The organism is Citrobacter sp. 506 (genome assembly GCF_050434985.1).
Taxonomy (GTDB): domain Bacteria; phylum Pseudomonadota; class Gammaproteobacteria; order Enterobacterales; family Enterobacteriaceae; genus Citrobacter; species Citrobacter braakii.
In genome coordinates, this window is sequence record NZ_JBNDJN010000001.1 from 1781298 (window position 1) to 1800594 (window position 19297).

Genomic DNA, 19297 nt, shown 5'->3' on the forward strand with positions numbered 1-19297 from the left:
GACAGGTAAAGTTATGCAAAAATCGGTCTTAATAACAGGATGTTCCAGCGGAATCGGTCTGGAAAGCGCGCTTGAGCTAAAGCGCCAGGGTTTTCAAATTCTGGCAGGCTGTCGCAAACCTGACGATGTGGCGCGTATGAACAGCATGGGATTCACCGGCATATTGCTGGATCTGGATTCACCCGAGAGCGTAGATCGCGCGGCTGATGAGGTGATCGCTCTGACCGAAAATCGTTTGTATGGGATCTTTAACAACGCCGGATACGGCGTCTATGGCCCACTGCCCACCATCAGCCGCGAGCAGATGGAACAGCAGTTTTCCGCCAACTTCTTTGGCGCACATCAGCTTACCATGCGCCTGTTACCCGCTATGCTACCCCACGGCGAAGGACGAATTGTGATGACCTCGTCGGTAATGGGATTGATCTCAACGCCGGGACGCGGGGCCTATGCCGCCAGCAAATATGCGCTGGAAGCCTGGTCCGACGCGCTGCGTATGGAGCTGCGCCACAGCGGGATTAAGGTCAGCCTGATTGAGCCAGGCCCTATTCGCACCCGCTTTACCGAAAACGTCAATCAGACCCAGAGCGATGCTCCCGTGGAAAACCCCGGAATTGCCGCGCGTTTTACGCTGGGGCCACAAGCGGTTGTCGCCAAAGTGCGTCATGCGTTGGAGAGCGACAAACCCAAGCTGCGTTATCCGGTTACGCTGGTGACCTGGGCAGTTATGCTACTGAAGCGCCTGTTGCCAGGCCGCATAATGGACAAAATTTTACAGGGTTGAGTTGAAGCACGCGCGTCAGCCCCCATGTAACAAGAAATCGACAAAAGAGAGTAACTCCATGTCCACACAGAATATTGTTAACATTAACGAATCGAACCTCCAGCAGACCCTTGAACAGTCGATGACCACGCCGGTCCTGTTCTATTTTTGGTCTGAGCGCAGCCAGCATTGTCTGCAATTAACGCCGGTACTGGAGAGCCTTGTTGCTCAGTACAACGGTCAGTTTATTCTCGCCAAGTTAGACTGCGACGCCGAGCAGATGATCGCCTCCCAGTTTGGTCTGCGCGCGATCCCCACGGTTTATCTGTTCCAGAACGGTCAGCCGGTAGATGGATTCCAGGGCCCGCAGCCGGAAGAAGTTATTCGCGCGCTGCTGGAGAAAGTGTTGCCGAGCGAGGAAGAGCTGAAAGCGCGCCAGGCGATCGAGTTCATCGAAGCCGGCAATCACGCTGATGCGCTGCCGCTGCTGAAAGAAGCCTGGCAGATCTCCAACCAGAGCAGCGAAATTGGCCTGCTGCTGGCGGAAACGCAAATCGCCCTGAACCGTTCTGACGAAGCTGAAGCGGTGCTGAAAACTATCCCATTGCAGGATCAGGACACCCGTTATCAGGGGCTGGTGGCACAGATCGAACTGCTGAAGCAGGCGGCTGATACGCCTGAAATCCAACAGTTGCAGCAGCAGGTCGCCAGCAATCCACAGGATGCGGCGCTGGCAACTCAACTGGCCATTCAGTTACACCAGGTTGGGCGTAACGAAGAATCGCTGGAATTGCTGTTCAGTCACCTGAAGAAAGATCTCACTGCTGCCGACGGTCAGGCGCGTAAAACCTTCCAGGAGATCCTTGCCGCACTGGGCACCGGCGATGCGCTGGCCTCGAAATACCGCCGCCAGCTGTACGCGCTGTTGTACTAATCCGCTGCATTTGCCTGATGGCGCTTGCGCTAATCGGGCCTACAATCTCCCCGTAGGCCCGCGCCATCCGGTACTCCATTAGTTTTTTTTCAAATGCGTCACCACCAGTTGGTGACGTGAATTATAGAACTTCCGATAGGTCAGGTAGCAGGCGATAATGGTTGACAGACTGGCGGTCGAAAGCAGCATAAACGTCACCATAATCTGATACTTAATCGCTTTTACCGGATCAATACCTGCAAAGATCAACCCTGACATCATCCCCGGTAAACTCACCAGTCCCACGGTCTTCGCTGAATCGATCGTCGGGATCAGCGAAGCGCGAATACTGTCGCGAATCAGCGGCGCGGAGGCCACTTTCGGCGTCGCACCGAGGCTGAGTTTTTCCTGAATTTGCTGCTGTTCGCTGTTAAACCGCTGCCCCAGATTGTTGTAACACAGCCCTACCGCAACCATCGCATTGCCTGCAATCATGCCGGAAATTGGGATCACCTGCATTGGGGTAAACTCGATAGAGCCTGACAGAACCAGCACCGCCAGCGTTAACCCCGCCCCCGCCGTGATGGCGATAAATGACGAGAGAAAAGCTTTATCAATATATTTACTGCGCTTTTGCGCGTTATAGGCCGCGTTGAAACAGATAAACAGCACCATCAATAAGGTCAGAATGCTGTGGTTAACGCCGAAAATATATTTCAGCACATAGCCAACGATAATAAGCTGAACCACCGCCCGGCAAACGCTCCAGAGAATATCTTTTTCCAGCGCCAGTTTTTCTTTGTTGCTGATCAGTATCGCGACCACCACCAGCATCATCGCTAACGCCAGTGATTCATTGGTAATATTATGCTCGTTCATTGCTTACTTCCTGCATTTCCCCGGCGTGCGGTTGAAGGGTTATGACATTATCCGCATGATTAATTTCATCTTTGTCGTGCGTCACCCACAGCACAGCAATATTCTTATCGCGAACATAGTGGTGAATTAATTCGTTCACATTCCGTTTATTGGCTTCATCCAGCGCGCTGGTGATTTCATCAAGCAGCAGGATTTTTGGCAGAAACTGTAAATTACGAATTAACGAGACGCGTTGCTTTTCGCCGCCGGACAGCTCATTGATGTTTTTTTTGAGGATCGTTTCGGGTAGCTCAAAACGGGCCAGATCGGCAAGAAACACATCCGGATCCGGACGTTTATCGCGGATTTGCCAGGGGAAAATGAGGTTGTCGTAAACGGTGTCACCAAACAACGCGGGCGTTTGCGCACAATAAGAAACCTGCTGGCGATATGTTTCAGGCTTAAGAGTGTTTATCTCCTTGCCCTCAAAGAGAATTTCACCGGCAGTCGGGCTAATTAATGACGCCACTATCTTGAGTAACGTACTTTTACCGCAACCAGACTGGCCGGTAATCAGCTTAAATTCTCCGGCCCGGAGATTAAAACAGATGTTATTGAGAACCTGCGTCGCCCCTGCCTGCCATGCGACATTTTTTAACTGAAGCAGAATGCTGCTTTCTTCCATTACCAATCCCTTTTTTACCTCTTTCGTGCAGACAGTCTATCCCTGTAATTTATTATAGGGGAGCCCACCCTGATAAATCGGGTATAATTTGACTAATGAGGCAGTAAAGGACAACACAACAGGAGGTTTCATCAATGCTCATTTTTATTCCTATTCTCATTTTTGTCGCGCTGGTCATCGTCGGTGCTGGCGTCAAAATCGTCCCGCAGGGATATCAGTGGACGGTCGAGCGTTTTGGCCGTTACACCAAAACCCTGCAACCGGGTTTAAACCTTGTTGTACCGTTCATGGACCGCATCGGTCGTAAGATCAACATGATGGAACAGGTGCTTGATATCCCCTCTCAGGAAGTCATCTCCAAAGACAACGCCAACGTCGCGATCGATGCCGTCTGCTTTATTCAGGTGATCGACGCGCCAAAAGCGGCTTATGAGGTCAGCAACCTGGAACTGGCGATCATCAACCTGACCATGACCAACATTCGTACCGTTCTCGGCTCGATGGAACTCGATGAAATGCTCTCCCAGCGTGACAACATCAACACGCGCCTGCTGCATATCGTTGATGAGGCCACGAATCCCTGGGGCATTAAAATCACCCGTATTGAAATCCGCGATGTACGTCCACCGGCGGAACTTATCGACGCCATGAACGCGCAGATGAAAGCCGAACGTACCAAGCGCGCCTATATTCTTGAAGCGGAAGGGATCCGTCAGGCAGAAATCGTCAAGGCCGAAGGTGAGAAACAGTCGAAAATCCTCAAAGCGGAAGGTGAACGCCAGTCGGCATTTTTACAGGCTGAAGCGCGTGAACGTTCCGCAGAAGCCGAGGCCCGCGCGACGCAGATGGTTTCGGAGGCCATTGCCGCCGGGGATATTCAGGCCGTGAACTACTTCGTGGCGCAGAAATACACCGAAGCGCTGCAGCACATCGGTTCGTCGAATAACAGCAAAGTGGTGATGATGCCGCTGGATGCCAGCAGCCTGATGGGGTCCATTGCCGGGATCGCCGAACTGGTGAAAGACAGCGCCAGCGAACGGAAAAAATCATGATAGCGATGATTCTGGTGCACCCGCACATCTTCTGGCTCAGCCTCGGCGGTCTGCTACTCGCCGCCGAGATGCTGGGCGGTAACGGCTATCTACTGTGGAGCGGCGTGGCGGCGGTGATTACCGGCCTGGTGGTGTGGCTCATCCCGCTTGACTGGGCGTGGCAGGGGGCGATGTTCGCCGTACTCACCCTGCTGGCGGCCTGGCTGTGGTGGAAGTGGCTGGCAAGGCGCGTACAAGATCAGAAACCCGCCGACAGCCATCTTAACCAGCGCGGGCAGCAGTTGGTTGGCCGTCGATTTATTCTGGAAACCGCCCTGGTCAATGGCCGCGGACATATGCGCGTCGGCGACAGCTCATGGCCCGTCAGCGCCCGCGACGATTTGAGCGCCGGAACGCAGGTTGAAGTTATTGCCGTTGAGGGAATTACCCTGATTATTACAGCGGTATCACACTGAAAAGACAGGAAATAAGACTATGGTCAGGAAGACATCCCTTACCTTTGCCCTTTGCTCATTATTGGTCGCCGCCCCGCAGGTATTCGCCTCTTTCGATATGGAAGACTGCAAATGGAGCGACGACAGCTGCCTGCTGAAAGGCACGCCCACCTTCAATCCGGAAAACGACAGCCGCGATAACCTGCTGCGGCTGCTGAGCCAGGAGAAATCATTTGCTCTGCCGGTGCAGTCGATGCCGGCGGACATCACCCGCTCCCGCGATTTCTATTTTGCGTATCATCCGCAGTGGGATGACATTGCCCCGCAGCCAGCCGCAGCGCAGGTATCTGCCGAAGACAGCCCCCTGTCCCGACAGATAGCCGAACTGAACATTAGCGCAGACGAAATAAACGTCAACGACGCTGAGCTTGAGAACCGTCATGTTTCGAACAATACCGCGAGCGTCAGCGCGTTTTTTGCCGCACTGCTGGCCGACTCAACGTTAACGGCAAATCAGCGTCAGGCCCTTGCCCAGGCGCGTACAGGACTGTTATCCGGGGCAACCCGCGAGCAAATTGAGTCATCGCTTGCCACTCTCCCGGCAGATTCTCCAGCTCAGTCCTACAAAAGCTATCTGGCAGCGGCCGCCAGTTTTTATGCAGGTAATTATGCCAGCGCCGAACAGGATTTCGCTCAGCTAGCCAAAAGCGATCGTCCGTGGCTGGCTGAGACCGCGCAATACATGCTGATACGTGCGGCGTTGAACAAAAGCAGCCAGAACAGCGTGGGCGAGTACGGCGATTTTGATATCACAAAAATTAACCGCGAGGACGCTTCTCAGGCTCAGACGCTGGCGCAAGCCTATCTGCAACACTACCCGCAAGGCCTGTACGCCGCTTCCTCGCACGGTATGCTGCGTCGTATCAACTGGTATTTACAGGCGTGGCCGCAATTGGCGGGATTGTATGAGCAGACGCTCCAGCAGTCGGCTGACGCACAGCAACTGCGTGAGATCGTCATCGAATACGATAATGTCTACGGCATGGCGTTCTACGAACAGTCCGTGGTGGAGGCTTTCCCCGATGCGCCGCTTGTCAGCTATATCGAACTGCTGCGCGCGTTGCGCCTGAATAACAACAACAAACCAACGCTGACGCAGGCCCAGCTTGACGCCAGCAAACCGGTGTTTGAGCAGAGCCAAAAACTGCCGCTATGGCGCGATCTGCAGCTGAATCTGTGGCTGGCAACGGGCAACTACGCGGCGATTATTTCGGCAGTTACTCCGGCGCAGAAACTTCCGGCCCACGATACGCTGGCCTTCAGCGAACAGGTGCTGTACGGCGAAGCGCTGATGGGCCAGCAGAAATGGACCACCGCACGTGATTTCTGGCAGACATTGCTGAAGCTCAGCCAGGACAACGAACAGCAGCAGTATGTGCAGGCTAAGCTAGCCGCGACGCTGGTTTATAGCGGCGACGTGGCGGCAATTTTCGCCCCAGAAAGCGCAGTAACTAACCTGCGCTTTCGCTCGCAGGTGCTGAAAACCCAGGCCACGCCTGAACTACTGCGCCAGCAAGCCGTCCATGGTCCTAATAACGAAGAGCGTACCATCGCCCTGCATACGCTGCTGGTGCGGGATCTCACTGAGCATCGCTTTGACGACTGGCTGAATGACAGAAAACTGGCCAGCGCCATTACGCCGCCGGTCATTGGCGAAGCGTTTGATGACGTTAATCTGAGTATTTTCGACTGGAAAGGCGACTCTGCCGAGAGCGGTTATACCTGTCGCAGCCTCAATGAAACGGTAACGGTTCTGAGCAAACAAGCGCATGATGCCCACGCCCTGAACTGCTTAGGCGAATTTTTCCGCACTACGCAAACCCACGTTGATTTATGGAAAAACAGCTCCGGCAACGATGTGCTTGAATCAGCAATCTCGCGCAAGAAACCGTTCGGCCAGTTCGACAGGCAAAGCTACTACCAGCAGGTGATCACATCGCCAAAAGCAGAGGTTGAAGATAAGAGCTTTGCGCTGTATCGCGCCATCATGTGCTATGCGCCGTCAGGCTCTAACGAGTGCGGCGGTGAGGAAGTGGATAAACTACAGCGTAAAGGCTGGTTCACCCAACTGAAAACGCAGTATCCGGGAAGTCCGTGGGCGCAAAAACTCAAATACTACTGGTAACTGCGCTGCTACTCGGCCAGGCACAGGCGGCGGAAATCGTCGCCGCCCGTGAACATCCGGCCTTCTGGCTATGGTCCGGAGTGAAGGCCAGTGACGAGCTGAAAAACGCACAAACAGTCTATCTGCATCAGGGCGAAGTCCTGGTTCGTTCAGGTAACGTGGTGTTCCAGCGTCTCGGACTGCCGGTTAATCGCCTGACTTTCCCCTCTATCTGGTTGACCGTGCGCTTTACCACACTCGACGTACCGGAGGAGATCCCGGCGCGCATCATACGCTTGATGCAACGCTGGCAAGCGGCCGGGAATCACGTCATCGGCCTGCAGGTTGATTTTGACGCGGCGACCCATCAGCTTGCCGATTACGCCCACTTTCTGCAGCAGTTACGCCAACGGCTACCGACCGAGTTTGCACTTGGCGTAACCGGACTACTGGATTGGGCAAAAACGGGCGACGTCGCCACGCTGAACGCGCTGGCGGTCGATGAACTGGTGGTCCAGAGCTATCAGGGACGTCACACGGTACCGAATTATCAGGCGTATCTGCCCGCCCTCAGTCGTCTGCGCATTCCATTTAAGCTGGGGCTGGTACAAAACGGTAGCCGGGACCCGCAGGCTGAAGCGCAGCTTGAGAAATCACCGTGGTACCGTGGCACGGTGGTGTTTATGCTTAATCCGCCACTCCGTTAAGCCTTCGCTTTATGGTGGCAGCAGCCGGAGAGATTATCAATAATCGGGCATTCGGCGCTGTCATCGCCAGGGCAACTCTCCGCCAGCGCCAACAAATGCAAGCGCATAGCCTGCAGCTCGCTGATATGACGCTCAATGTCCGCCACCTTTTCTAACGTACGCTTTTTCACATCTGCGCTGTGACGCGCCGGATCGTTAAACAGGTTCACCAACTCGCCGCACTCTTCCAGGTTAAAACCAACCTGTCGTGCCTGTCGTAACAGCGTAAGCTCATTCAGATGCTGTTGGTTGTATGTGCGATAGCCATTTTCGCTACGCAGCGGCGGCGTCACTAACCCCTTTTCTTCGTAAAAGCGTATCGCTTTGCTGGTTAAACCGGTTTTTTTCGCAACATCGCTAATATTCACATTTCCCCCGCTGATCTTGTTGGTACTGAGCCACATTATAGCCCACATTGCCGTAATCCTTTACCCAAGAACCCCGCGCATCTTCCACCATCACAGCGATGCACAAATCCTTTTAATTCACATTGTTATATCCGATTCAGATCACATTTCAGCATTTATTGACCACTCAAAATTGACTCAAATCAAAAGATGTATCGGTTCTGCACCTTTCATCTTGAACAAAGGGAAACAATTTTATATACAAACGCGAATGATAATGATGATCATTTACATTCAATAAAGGTTCTCTTATGTTGCCACGGATTAATCAAAGGCCATTTATTCTTTCAGCCCTGACATTATGCATGTCCGGCGCTACTTTTGCAGCGACCTCTCCAACACACGGTTCAACGTCCGACGAAGATACGGTGATCGTTACGGCTAACCGCACAGAAAGTAGTCTCTGGGATAGCCCGGCAACCATTCAGGTTATCGATCGCCAGACGCTACAAAACTCCACCAGCGTTTCTCTTGCTGATGATTTACAAGATATCCCCGGCGTCGAAGTTACCGATAACGCTCTCGCAGGTCGGAAACAAATTCGTATCCGTGGCGAAGCTTCTTCGCGGGTGCTGATTTTGATAGACGGCCAGGTCGTCAGCTACCAACGTGCCGGACAAAACTACGGAGCCGGTTTACTGATTGACGAATCCGCGCTGGAACGTATTGAAGTGGTCAAAGGCCCTTATTCTGTCCTCTATGGTTCGCAGGCAATTGGCGGCGTCGTGAACTTTATTACCAAAAAAGGCGGCGATAAGCCTCTGGGTGGTAGCGTTAAGGCTGTTTATAACTCCGCTACGGCAGGATGGGAAGAGTCAGCGGCAGCCTGGGGAAGCATCGGTAACTTTGACTACCGCATCAATGGCAGCTATTCCGACCAGGGGGATCGCGATACACCTGACGGAAGATTGCCCGACACCAACTTCCGTAATAACGGCCAGGGAGTGTGGCTTGGCTACAACCTCGATCGCCACAAAATTGGACTCTCACTCGACCGTTATAAGCTATCCACTCAAACCTGGTTTGACGATCCCGAAGGTCAGTTCGACGACTTTAGCGTCAAAATTCCTAAGCTGGAACGCGAGAAAATCGGTCTTTTCTACGACTACGCGGCCGACGGGGATTACCTGAAGAACATCCATTTTGACGCATACACCCAGACAATAGAGCGCAAATTTGAAAACCGGGTCAAAACGACCCAGATTATCCCCAGCCCGATGATTAAAGCGCTGACGGTAAGCAATCAAACCAATACCAACGACAAACAATATACCCAGGGTGTAACGCTGCAGGGCAATATCTCCCTTCCGGCTAACAACACGCTGGTGATTGGCACTCAGTATCAGCATGACAAAATAAAACAAGACACGGACGGCAGTACGCGCCAGACCGCGGCTACCGGCTTCTTCGATACGCAAACCCGTACCCTGTCATATAACGAAGCGGAACAAAGCAACACCTCACTGTTCGCGCAAAACGACTGGCGCTTTGCCGATGACTGGACGTGGACCGTGGGCGCACGCCAGTACTGGCTGTCTTCGAAACTCAATCGCAACGATACGCAAACTATCCAAAGCAGCGGCACCACCTGGCAATCCACCGGGGGAAATTCCGTTCACGATGATGAACTGGTGACCTCGACCAGCCTGCGCTATTCCGGCTTTGAAGATCTTGAACTCCGGGCTGCATACGCCCAGGGCTATGTCTTCCCCACGCTTACTCAGTTGTTCATGCAGACATCCGCCGGCGGCAGCGTTACCTACGGCAACCCAAACCTGAAGGCTGAACACTCGAATAACTATGAGTTGGGCGCGCGGTATAAAGGGAATATGTGGCTGATTGACGGTGCTATTTATTACTCCGAAGCCAAAGACTATATCGCCAGTCTGGCCTGTTCAGGCCAACCCGTTTGCAACGGCAACACCACCTCTTCCCGCGGCGGCTATTACTACTACGACAACATCGATCGTGCCAAAACCTGGGGCATGGAATTAACCGCAGAATACAACGGCTGGGCGGTTTCCCCCTACCTGAGCGGTAATCTCATTCGCCGTCAATACGAAGGCAACACCATAAAAACCTGGGATACCGGCGAACCCACGCTGACCGGGCGCGTTGGCCTGAAACATACCTGGTTGATGAATGTCGCTAACGTGACGTCCGATGTCTTTATTCGCGCGGCGTCCCGCGCTAAAGATAATACCGGCACCACGGAAATAAACTACCCAGGCTGGGCCACGCTAAACCTCGCATTCAACACTGAGTTTGGTCCGCAGGACCAGTATCAGGTCAACCTCGCGCTCAACAACCTGACCGACAAGCGTTACAGAACCGCGCATGAATCTATCCCAGACGCTGGTTTCAATGCCGCTGTTGGCTTTGCGTGGAATTTCTGACGATGAAAAAACTCATGATTGGCTTACTGAGCCTCGCCTGTGTTTTCAGCGCCCAGTCCGCTGACCGCCTGGTGGTGGCGGGCGGTTCGCTTAGCGAACTGATTTACGCCATGGGCGTCGGCAACCGGGTGGTTGGCGTCGATGAAACCACCTCGTACCCACCTGAAACTGCCGCACTCCCGCATATCGGCTACTGGAAGCAGTTAAGCAGCGAGGGCATTTTATCGCTGCACCCGGACAGCTTTATCACCTGGCAGGATGCAGGCCCTCAAATCGTTTTGGATCAGCTCCGGGCGCAGAAAGTTAACGTCGTTACATTGCCGCGCGTACCGGCCACCGTCGAGCAGATGTACGCCAACATTCGGGAGCTGGCTCAAAAGCTGCGCATTCCTGAACAAGGTGAAGCGCTGGTCAATCGCCTGCATCAACGTCTGGATCGTGTTCAGCACAGCGTGGCGGCGAAAAATGCGCCGGTCAAAGCCATGTTCATTCTCTCCGCTGGCGGCAGCGCGCCGCAGGTCGCCGGCAAGGGCAGCGTTGCCGATGCCATTATGACCCTTGCGGGCGCACAAAATGTCGCCACCCACGCGCAGTATAAAAGTTACAGCGCGGAGTCGCTGATCGCCGCCAACCCGGAGGTGATCGTGGTGACGTCGCAAATGGTGGATGGCGATCTGGCTCGTCTGAGCGCGATTGCCGGTATTACCCACACTGCGGCCTGGAAAAATCAGCGCATTGTGGCGGTAGACCAGGCGCTGATTCTGGGTATGGGGCCTCGCGTCGCCGATGCGGTTGAAGCCCTGCACCAGCAATTCTGGCCTCACTAACTGGATTTATAAAAAAGAATGAAAACTGAACACTCGCTGGATCTCACCGCGCATTTTGCGCTTGAGGGAAGTCAGCCCTTTAAGGATCGCCGCGCCACAATGCCATGGCGCGGGGCGATCCCGATTGCCAAAGAGCTATTGTCACAAACCTGGCAGGATGTTATCAGCCAGCCTACCCCGCCGCGTAAACGGCTGGTGTACTTGCATATCCCTTTTTGTGCAACGCATTGTACTTTCTGCGGTTTTTATCAAAACCGTTTCGAAGAAGATCACTGCGCCCGCTACACCAACGCGCTGTTGCGCGAAATAGAGATGGAAGCCGATAGCGCGTTACATCAGTCAGCCCCAATTCACGCCGTCTATTTTGGCGGCGGTACGCCTTCAGCGCTGTCAGCACGGGATCTGGGCAGAATCATCACCGCGCTGCGTGAAAAGTTACCGCTGGCGCCGGACTGCGAAATTACCATTGAGGGACGAGTGCTCAATTTTGACGATGCGCGAATTGATGCCTGCCTTGACGCTGGCGCCAATCGGTTTTCGATCGGTATTCAATCTTTTAACAGCCGGATCCGCAAGAAAATGGCGCGCACCTCGGACGGCCCAACCGCAATTGCCTTTATGCAGGGGCTGGTAAAACGGGATCGTGCCGCCGTGGTATGCGATCTGTTGTTTGGTCTGCCAGGACAAGATGCAAAACTGTGGGGCGACGATCTGGCGATTGCCCGTGACATCGGCCTCGACGGCGTAGATCTTTATGCGCTGAACCTGATCCCCAATACACCGCTTGGCAAAGCAGTTGAAACCGGGCGCACAACCGTTCCCTCTCCCGCCGAACGTCGCGATCTCTATCTTCAGGGTTGCGATTTCATGGACAACGCGGGCTGGCGCTGCATCAGCAACAGCCACTGGGCGCGTACCACGCGTGAACGCAATCTGTACAACCTGCTGATTAAACAGGGAGCGGACTGTCTGGCATTCGGCTCAGGCGCCGGGGGATCAGTCAATGGCTATTCCTGGATGGTCGAGCGCAATCTGACGACATGGCATGAATCTATCGCCGCCGGGAAAAAACCGCTAATGATGATGATGCGTACCGCCGAGCGTGGTTTCCAGTGGCGACACACTCTCCAGGCGGGCATTGAAACGGCCCGTGTCCCGCTGGATGAACTGACACCTCATGCACAAAAACTGACCCCGCTACTGACCCAATGGCATCACGCAGGACTGACGCGAGATGCCAGCACCTGCGTGCGCCTGACCAATGAAGGGCGTTTTTGGGCAAGCAATATTTTGCAGTCTCTTGATGAACTTATTCAGGCACTTAACGCGCCGCGCATTGCGGTAGAACAACCATACCAGGAGTGAATTATGAGCCATGTCTCTTTACAGGATTTTTTGAAAACTGAACCGGACGGTACGCTGGAAGCTATCGCTGCCCAGTACAACACCACGCTGCTGGAGGTGGTGAAAAACCTCCCCTCCCCGACGCTGGTTTCCGGCGATCAATTTGATACCGTCTGGGAAACCGTCAGCAAATGGGGCAAAGTCACCACCCTGGTCCATACTGCTGATGTCATTCTGGAATTCACCGGGGAATTACCTTCCGGATTCCACCGTCATGGCTACTTCAACCTGCGCGGCAAAAAAGGCATGACCGGTCATATCAAGGCAGAAAACTGTACGCATATTGCCCTGATTGAACGCAAATTTATGGGAATGGACACCGCGTCCATTCTCTTCTTTAACCAGGCGGGTAGCGCGATGTTCAAAATTTTCCTCGGTCGGGATGAACATCGACAGCTACTGGCCGAACAGGTCAGCGCCTTTCACGCGTTGTCTTCATCTTTAAAGGAACATGCCTGATGGCTCCATGGCTCATTTTTGGTGCGGGTGGTAGCGGCGTCGGCGCGAAAACGCTTGAACTCGCACTGGCGGAACAACGTCCGGTGATTGCCGTCGTTCGCAACGCACAGGTCGCTGCTGGGTTGCAGGAAAAAGGTGTGCAGGTCTTCATCGGCGACGCCTGCGATAGTCAGGTCACCGCCTGTGCCTGTCGCGCAGCGGGTCAACATGCCACGGTGATCTCCTCCATGGGCGGCGCCCAGGATTATCTGGCGCACAGAACCGTCATTGATGAAGCAGAAAAAGCGGAGATCAAGCGCATGATTCTGGTGACCTCACTCGGCTGCGGTGACAGTTGGCCTTTTCTTTCTTCACGCGCAAAGGCCGCATTTGGTCAGGCTGTACGGGAAAAATCGTTGGCTGAAAGCTGGCTACAAACCAGTCGACTGGACTACGCCATTCTCCGCCCCGGCGGTTTGCTAAACGGTGCAGCCACCGGCCAGGCACAACGAATACAGGCTCAGGAGTGTCACGGCTTTGTGATGCGTGCAGATGTTGCGAAGCATATTCACGAACTGGCCACTGCGCCAGCACTTAATAACCAGATTTACAGTTTGGTTGAGCCGGGACTGAAACCCGCGTAAACCCCTCACGGCGCGGGAACTCCGCGCCGCAAAGACGTTATGGAGCGTTACGTGCTTAAGGACTCGCTTTCTTCCGTCAGCATCCTGACGGGTCTTTCTCTTTTGCTGGTTGCTCTGATGCTCTTCGGTGCCAGCCAGGGGGCGCTAAACATTAGCTTCAGCGCTCTGTTCAACGACGAATATCGTGATATCTGGTTAAACATCCGCCTGCCTCGCGTGCTGCTGGCCGTTCTGGTCGGTGCTGCGCTGGCGACGGCAGGGGTCATCATGCAGGGACTTTTTCGCAATCCGATGGCCGATCCTGGCCTGCTTGGCGTCAGCAGCGGCTCCGCGCTGATGGTCGGCATCGCGATAGTTATCCCATTTTCGTTCCCCGTAGTGCTGGTGCTGTATGAGCAGATGATTTTTGCCGTCGCAGGCAGCATGGTGGTCTGCACGATTATTTTCCTGATAAGCCAGCGTCATAACCACGGTGGAATGATGCAACTGCTGTTAGCCGGTATCGCTATCAATGCCCTGTGCGGTTCGGCTATTGGCGTACTGAGCTATGTGGGCGACGAGCAGCAGCTACGTCAACTTACATTGTGGATGATGGGAAATCTCGGCCAGGCCCAGTGGCCAACGCTGTTGGTTGCCAGCACGTTTGTTCTTCCAGCCATTGTTGTAACCGTCTGCATGGCGGGAACGCTTAATTTACTGCAGTTGGGTGATGAAGAGGCGCATTACCTCGGCGTAAACGTCAAACGTAAGCGTCAGCAGTTACTGTTGCTCAGTTCGCTCCTGGTTGGCGCTGCGGTTTCCGTCAGCGGCGTAATTGGTTTTATTGGCCTGGTGATCCCACATCTGATCAGAATGACGACCGGCGCCGATCATCGCTGGTTGATTCCCTGTTCTACGCTGGCCGGTGCCTGTTTACTTCTGATTGCCGACACGTTGGCCCGCACACTTGTTCAGCCAGCCGAAATGCCCGTTGGCCTGTTAACCAGCCTGATCGGTGGACCGTATTTCCTGTGGTTAATACTGCGTAGCCGGAGGGTGTCATGATCGTCGCTGAAAATCTGGTCTACCACATTCAGGGAAGACGACTGACCGACGACGTTTCCCTGACGCTACCTGATGGAGAGATCATCGCGATTCTTGGCCCGAACGGAGCCGGGAAATCGACGCTGCTACGTCAGCTTACGGGATATCTGCAGCCCCACAGTGGGCGTTGTAGCATGTTTGGCAAGCCGCTGGACAAGTGGTCAATCACCGAGCTGGCAAAAACCCGTGCCGTGATGCGCCAGAATAGTCATATGGCCTTCCCGTTTAGCGTTCAGGAGGTCATTCGCATGGGCAGACATCCGTATCGTACGCGCAACACGGGCGATGAAACGGAGTACATCATGGCATTGTGTGATTGCCAGGCGCTGGCCGCACGCGATTACCGGCATCTGTCGGGAGGAGAACAACAGCGGGTACAGCTGGCGCGCCTGCTGGTTCAGCTTTGGGAGCCCGAGCCTGGGCCGAAATGGTTGTTTCTGGATGAACCCACCTCCGCGCTGGATATTCACCACCAGCAGCACCTTTTTCGTCTGCTACGTCGTCTGGTGCGTGAACGGCAGTTTAACGTCTGCTGCGTCCTGCACGATCTCAACCTCGCGGCGCGCTATGCCGACCGTGTGGTATTGATGGAACGCGGCAGGATAGTTGATAACGGATATCCGCAGGATGTTCTGAAGCAACGGTCGCTGAACGCGCTGTACGGTGCCGATCTCACGGTCATAAATGAACCGGAGCATCGAACGCCGATTATCGTCCTCAATCAATAACAGACCGGGAACCCCTGACGTGGCGTTCCCGTTTTTCTCCCTTTACACCCTTTTTTCACTTTTTCTAAAAACGTCCTTGACCTTCCCCTTGCTGGAAGGTTTAACCTTTATCACAGTCAGTTAATCCTGCAAAAAAGGAGTTGGTTATGTCTCAAACAATCGATCTAACCCTGGACGGCCTGTCCTGTGGTCACTGCGTAAAACGCGTTAAAGAAAGTCTGGAACAACGTCCGGACGTTGAGCAAGCGGATGTCACCGTGACAGAAGCGCATGTTACCGGGAGCGCCAGCGCAGAAGCGCTGATTGAAACCATCAAACAAGCCGGTTACGGCGCGGAGTTAAGCCACCCAAAGGCTAAACCGCTGACGGAGTCATCAATCCCGTCGGAAGCACTGGCAGCGGTCCCTTCCGAGCTTCCGGCAGCTACGGCTGATGATGACAGCCAACAGTTGCTGTTAAACGGCATGAGCTGCGCCAGTTGTGTGACCCGCGTACAAAATGCATTGCAAAGTGTACCGGGCGTCACGCAGGCACGGGTAAACCTGGCGGAACGCACTGCGCTGGTAATGGGCAGTGCCTCCGCCGCAGATTTAGTACAGGCGGTTGAAAAAGCGGGCTACGGCGCAGAAGCGATTGAAGATGATGCTAAGCGTCGCGAGCGTCAGCAAGAAACCGCCGTGGCAACCATGAAACGTTTTCGCTGGCAGGCAGCCGTCGCGCTGCTCCTTGGTATCCCGGTCATGGTATGGGGCATGATTGGCGACAACATGATGGTGAGCGACGACAACCGCAGCCTGTGGCTGATGATTGGTCTGGCAACGCTTGCCGTGATGGTTTTCGCGGGCGGTCACTTTTACCGCAATGCGTGGAAAAGCCTGATGAACGGCACCGCGACCATGGATACGCTGGTGGCGCTGGGTACGGGGGTGGCATGGCTCTATTCCATGAGCGTCAACCTCTGGCCACAATGGTTCCCGATGGAAGCGCGACACCTCTATTATGAAGCCAGTGCCATGATTATCGGTCTGATTAACCTCGGACACATGCTGGAAGCGCGGGCTCGCCAACGCTCGTCTAAAGCACTGGAAAAACTGCTCGATCTGACACCGCCGACCGCACGCGTCGTCACTGACGAAGGTGAAAAGAACGTGCCGCTGGCAGAGGTGCAGGCTGGAATGTTGCTGCGCCTGACCACCGGCGACCGCGTTCCGGTTGATGGCGAAATCACTCAGGGTGAAGCCTGGCTGGATGAGGCCATGCTGACCGGAGAGCCGATTCCACAGCAAAAAGGCGCAGGCGATAGCGTCCACGCCGGTACGGTCGTACAGGACGGTAGCGTGCTGTTCCGCGCCAGCGCTGTTGGCAGTCACACCACGCTGTCGCGCATTATTCGTATGGTGCGCCAGGCGCAAAGCAGCAAACCGGAGATTGGCAAACTGGCCGACCGCATCTCGTCGGTGTTCGTTCCGGTCGTGGTCGCCATTGCGCTGGTCAGTGCGGCTATCTGGTATTTCTTTGGACCGGCGCCGCAGATTGTCTATACGCTGGTAATCGCCACCACCGTCCTGATTATTGCCTGCCCTTGTGCGCTGGGTCTGGCAACGCCTATGTCGATTATTTCCGGCGTTGGGCGTGCCGCTGAATTTGGGGTGCTGGTACGTGATGCCGATGCGCTGCAGCGCGCCAGCACGCTCGATACCATCGTGTTTGATAAAACCGGGACGCTAACTGAAGGCAAACCACAGGTTGTCGCCATCAAAACGTTTGGCAATACCGACGAAGCGCTGGCAATTCGTCTGGCAGCGGCCCTTGAACAGGGTTCCAGCCACCCGTTAGCCAGGGCGATTCTGGACAAAGCAGGTGATGTCACGCTGCCGCAGGTCAACGGTTTCCGTACGCTGCGCGGTTTAGGCGTCAGTGGCGAAACGGAAGGTCATTCGCTGCTGCTGGGAAACCAGGTGCTGCTCAATGAACAGCAGGTAGATACCACTGAAATGGAGGCTGAAATCACCGCTCAGGCTTCCCAAGGCTCAACTCCGGTACTGTTAGCGATTGACGGTAAAGCGGCAGCGCTGTTAGCGGTACGTGATCCTCTGCGTAGCGACAGCGTGGCAGCGCTCCAGCGTCTGCACCGCGCCGGGTATCGTCTGGTGATGCTCACCGGCGACAACCCAACGACCGCCAACGCCATTGCCAAAGAGGCGGGTATTGATGAGGTGATTGCTGGCGTTCTGCCTGACGGTAAAGCCGAGGCGATTAAACGTCTGCAGAGCCAGGGGCGTCAGGTTGCCATGGTCGGTGACGGTATCAACGATGCGCCTGCGCTGGCTCAGGCTGATGTAGGGATTGCCATGGGTGGCGGCAGCGATGTGGCGATTGAAACCGCCGCGATTACGCTGATGCGCCATAGCCTGATGGGCGTTGCAGATGCGCTGTCTATCTCCCGGGCAACGCTGCGCAATATGAAGCAGAACCTGCTCGGCGCGTTTATCTATAACAGCATCGGTATCCCCGTTGCCGCCGGGATTTTGTGGCCGTTCACCGGAACACTGCTCAACCCGGTCGTTGCCGGGGCGGCGATGGCGCTCTCCTCCATTACCGTGGTGAGCAACGCTAACCGACTGCTGCGCTTCAAACCTAAAGAGTAAGCCTTTACCGGATGCCGCTCTGAACGGAGCCCCAAATCATTCGCGTTGCATTAAGGCGGCAAGTATAAAAACCCCAGGAGCATAGCCAACTATGTGACTGGGGTTTTTGCTCGCTGCCAATAAAGAGGCTGAGGGAATGATGAAGTGTATTTGCACCTTCCAGGACCACGCGCTAGCATGGAAGTCTACTTAGGGAGGCCGTATGGATCTGTTGTACCGGGTAAAATCATTTTTCACCGCGCTACGCGGCAACCACTATACCTGGCCTGCCATCGACATCTCCTTGCCCGGTAACCGCCATTTTCATCTGATTGGCAGTATTCACATGGGCAGCCGCGATATGGCGCCTCTGCCTGCCAAATTACTCAAAAAGCTCCAGCGTGCCGATGCGCTCATTGTCGAAGCCGATGTTTCCGGCGACGACGCGCCGTTTGCCAACCTTCCGACCTTTGCCGCACTGGAAGAACGCATCAGCCCAGAGCTGTTAGATAATCTGCACAAAGTCACCGACGAGCTGGGTATTTCCCCTTCCCTGCTGTCTACCCAGCCGCTGTGGCAAATCGCCATGGTCTTGCAGGCAACGCAGGCGCAGCAGTTGGGGTTACGGGCGGAATACGGCATTGATTACCAACTTCTGAATGCGGCAAAACAGGTGCATAAACCCATAATCGAGCTGGAAGGCGCATCCAGCCAAATCGAGCTGTTGTGTCAGTTACCCGATAACGGACTGGCTCTACTGGACGATACCCTGACGCACTGGCATACCAATGCCAGACTGCTACAACAGATGATGGGCTGGTGGCTTAAAACGCCGCCACGCAATAGCGAACTCACTCTACCCAATACTTTTAGCCAGTCGCTGTATGACGTTTTGATGCATCAGCGTAATGCGGCCTGGCGCGATCGACTCAGGGCGATGCCTGCCGGGCACTATGTCGTGGCCGTTGGCGCGCTGCATTTGTACGGAGAAGGAAATTTGCCGGAGATGTTACGGTAAAAAAATGGCCAATATTGCTATTGGCCCGTCAAAGAGGAATTTCATCATTATTATGATCCCGACGCTTAAAGCATCGGTGTAGTTCGATTGTCGCTCAAAGTAATCATCCT

Annotated in this window: 18 protein-coding genes; 15 read left to right on the plus strand and 3 right to left on the minus strand. The window is 54.6% G+C overall.

All coding sequences use genetic code 11. The annotated features are described in order from the left end of the window. Positions 1–13 precede the first annotated feature (13 nt). Both ABIE10_RS08750 and ABIE10_RS08755 read left to right on the plus strand, forming a co-directional pair. Positions 14–784 carry an SDR family oxidoreductase gene (locus ABIE10_RS08750; RefSeq protein ID WP_429155320.1) on the plus strand — a complete coding sequence of 257 codons (771 nt, stop codon included), beginning with the start codon at positions 14–16 and terminating at the stop codon, positions 782–784. Between the two features lie 58 nt (positions 785–842). Further along, entirely contained in the window at positions 843–1697 is an 855-nt protein-coding gene (locus ABIE10_RS08755) for a co-chaperone YbbN (RefSeq protein WP_016152110.1), read from the plus strand. A gap of 78 nt (positions 1698–1775) precedes the next feature. Here the strand turns inward: ABIE10_RS08755 and fetB are convergent, their stop codons facing one another. Together fetB and fetA are read right to left on the minus strand one after the other, a co-directional pair. Next, a complete protein-coding gene (fetB, locus tag ABIE10_RS08760) occupies positions 1776–2555 on the minus strand; it encodes an iron efflux ABC transporter permease subunit FetB (protein WP_016155894.1) in 780 nt (259 codons plus the stop codon). Further along, the gene (fetA, locus tag ABIE10_RS08765) at positions 2542–3219 is read right to left on the minus strand and encodes an iron efflux ABC transporter ATP-binding subunit FetA (RefSeq protein ID WP_019076194.1); all 678 of its coding nucleotides are present in this window, start codon (positions 3217–3219) and stop codon (positions 2542–2544) included. The genes fetB and fetA overlap by 14 nt, the downstream gene beginning before the upstream one ends. Before the next feature lie 134 nt (positions 3220–3353). Here fetA and ABIE10_RS08770 point away from each other — a divergent pair, with 134 nt between their 5' ends. From ABIE10_RS08770 to ABIE10_RS08785, 4 genes are read left to right on the plus strand one after another with little or no spacing between them, the layout of a single operon-like run. Further along, positions 3354–4271: an SPFH domain-containing protein gene (locus ABIE10_RS08770; protein WP_016152106.1), complete on the plus strand. Its 918-nt coding sequence runs from the start codon at positions 3354–3356 to the stop codon at positions 4269–4271. Beyond that, positions 4268–4726 (plus strand): NfeD family protein, encoded by a 459-nt coding sequence (locus ABIE10_RS08775; RefSeq protein WP_016152105.1) that lies wholly within the window; start codon positions 4268–4270, stop codon positions 4724–4726. Before ABIE10_RS08770 ends, ABIE10_RS08775 begins: the two co-directional genes overlap by 4 nt. Positions 4727–4745: 19 nt before the next feature. Further along, the gene (locus tag ABIE10_RS08780; RefSeq protein ID WP_153690657.1) at positions 4746–6890 is read left to right on the plus strand and encodes a hypothetical protein; all 2145 of its coding nucleotides are present in this window, start codon (positions 4746–4748) and stop codon (positions 6888–6890) included. Further along, positions 6860–7576, plus strand: coding sequence for a DUF3142 domain-containing protein (locus ABIE10_RS08785; RefSeq protein WP_053389379.1), 717 nt, complete (start codon positions 6860–6862; stop codon positions 7574–7576). The genes ABIE10_RS08780 and ABIE10_RS08785 overlap by 31 nt, the downstream gene beginning before the upstream one ends. Here ABIE10_RS08785 and cueR read toward each other — a convergent pair. Then, complete coding sequence (gene cueR / locus ABIE10_RS08790; RefSeq protein ID WP_029139441.1) at positions 7573–7983, minus strand: Cu(I)-responsive transcriptional regulator; 411 nt, start codon at positions 7981–7983, stop codon at positions 7573–7575. The genes ABIE10_RS08785 and cueR overlap by 4 nt on opposite strands. A 290-nt stretch (positions 7984–8273) precedes the next feature. Between cueR and ABIE10_RS08795 the strand changes: the two genes are divergently transcribed. From ABIE10_RS08795 to ABIE10_RS08835, 9 genes are all read left to right on the plus strand, one after another. Then, on the plus strand, positions 8274–10418 hold the full coding sequence (locus tag ABIE10_RS08795) for a TonB-dependent receptor plug domain-containing protein (protein ID WP_016152101.1): 2145 nt from the start codon (positions 8274–8276) through the stop codon (positions 10416–10418). A gap of 2 nt (positions 10419–10420) precedes the next feature. Then, positions 10421–11245: a heme/hemin ABC transporter substrate-binding protein gene (locus tag ABIE10_RS08800; RefSeq protein ID WP_316148077.1), complete on the plus strand. Its 825-nt coding sequence runs from the start codon at positions 10421–10423 to the stop codon at positions 11243–11245. A gap of 18 nt (positions 11246–11263) precedes the next feature. Beyond that, complete coding sequence (gene hutW, locus ABIE10_RS08805; protein ID WP_049282504.1) at positions 11264–12610, plus strand: heme anaerobic degradation radical SAM methyltransferase ChuW/HutW; 1347 nt, start codon at positions 11264–11266, stop codon at positions 12608–12610. 3 nt (positions 12611–12613) lie between these two features. Continuing rightward, positions 12614–13108, plus strand: a complete 495-nt coding sequence (hutX, locus tag ABIE10_RS08810; protein WP_047501882.1) for a heme utilization cystosolic carrier protein HutX — start codon at positions 12614–12616, stop codon at positions 13106–13108. Beyond that, positions 13108–13731, plus strand: a complete 624-nt coding sequence (gene chuY / locus ABIE10_RS08815) for an anaerobilin reductase (RefSeq protein ID WP_016152097.1) — start codon at positions 13108–13110, stop codon at positions 13729–13731. Before hutX ends, chuY begins: the two co-directional genes overlap by 1 nt. Before the next feature lie 51 nt (positions 13732–13782). Then, positions 13783–14775, plus strand: a complete 993-nt coding sequence (locus ABIE10_RS08820; protein WP_207388536.1) for a FecCD family ABC transporter permease — start codon at positions 13783–13785, stop codon at positions 14773–14775. Next, positions 14772–15542, plus strand: coding sequence for a heme ABC transporter ATP-binding protein (locus tag ABIE10_RS08825; RefSeq protein ID WP_019076187.1), 771 nt, complete (start codon positions 14772–14774; stop codon positions 15540–15542). The genes ABIE10_RS08820 and ABIE10_RS08825 overlap by 4 nt, the downstream gene beginning before the upstream one ends. Positions 15543–15688: 146 nt before the next feature. Beyond that, positions 15689–18190 carry a copper-exporting P-type ATPase CopA gene (gene copA, locus ABIE10_RS08830; RefSeq protein WP_429155325.1) on the plus strand — a complete coding sequence of 834 codons (2502 nt, stop codon included), beginning with the start codon at positions 15689–15691 and terminating at the stop codon, positions 18188–18190. Between the two features lie 202 nt (positions 18191–18392). Then, on the plus strand, positions 18393–19187 hold the full coding sequence (locus ABIE10_RS08835; protein WP_047358021.1) for a TraB/GumN family protein: 795 nt from the start codon (positions 18393–18395) through the stop codon (positions 19185–19187). Positions 19188–19297: the final 110 nt, after the last annotated feature.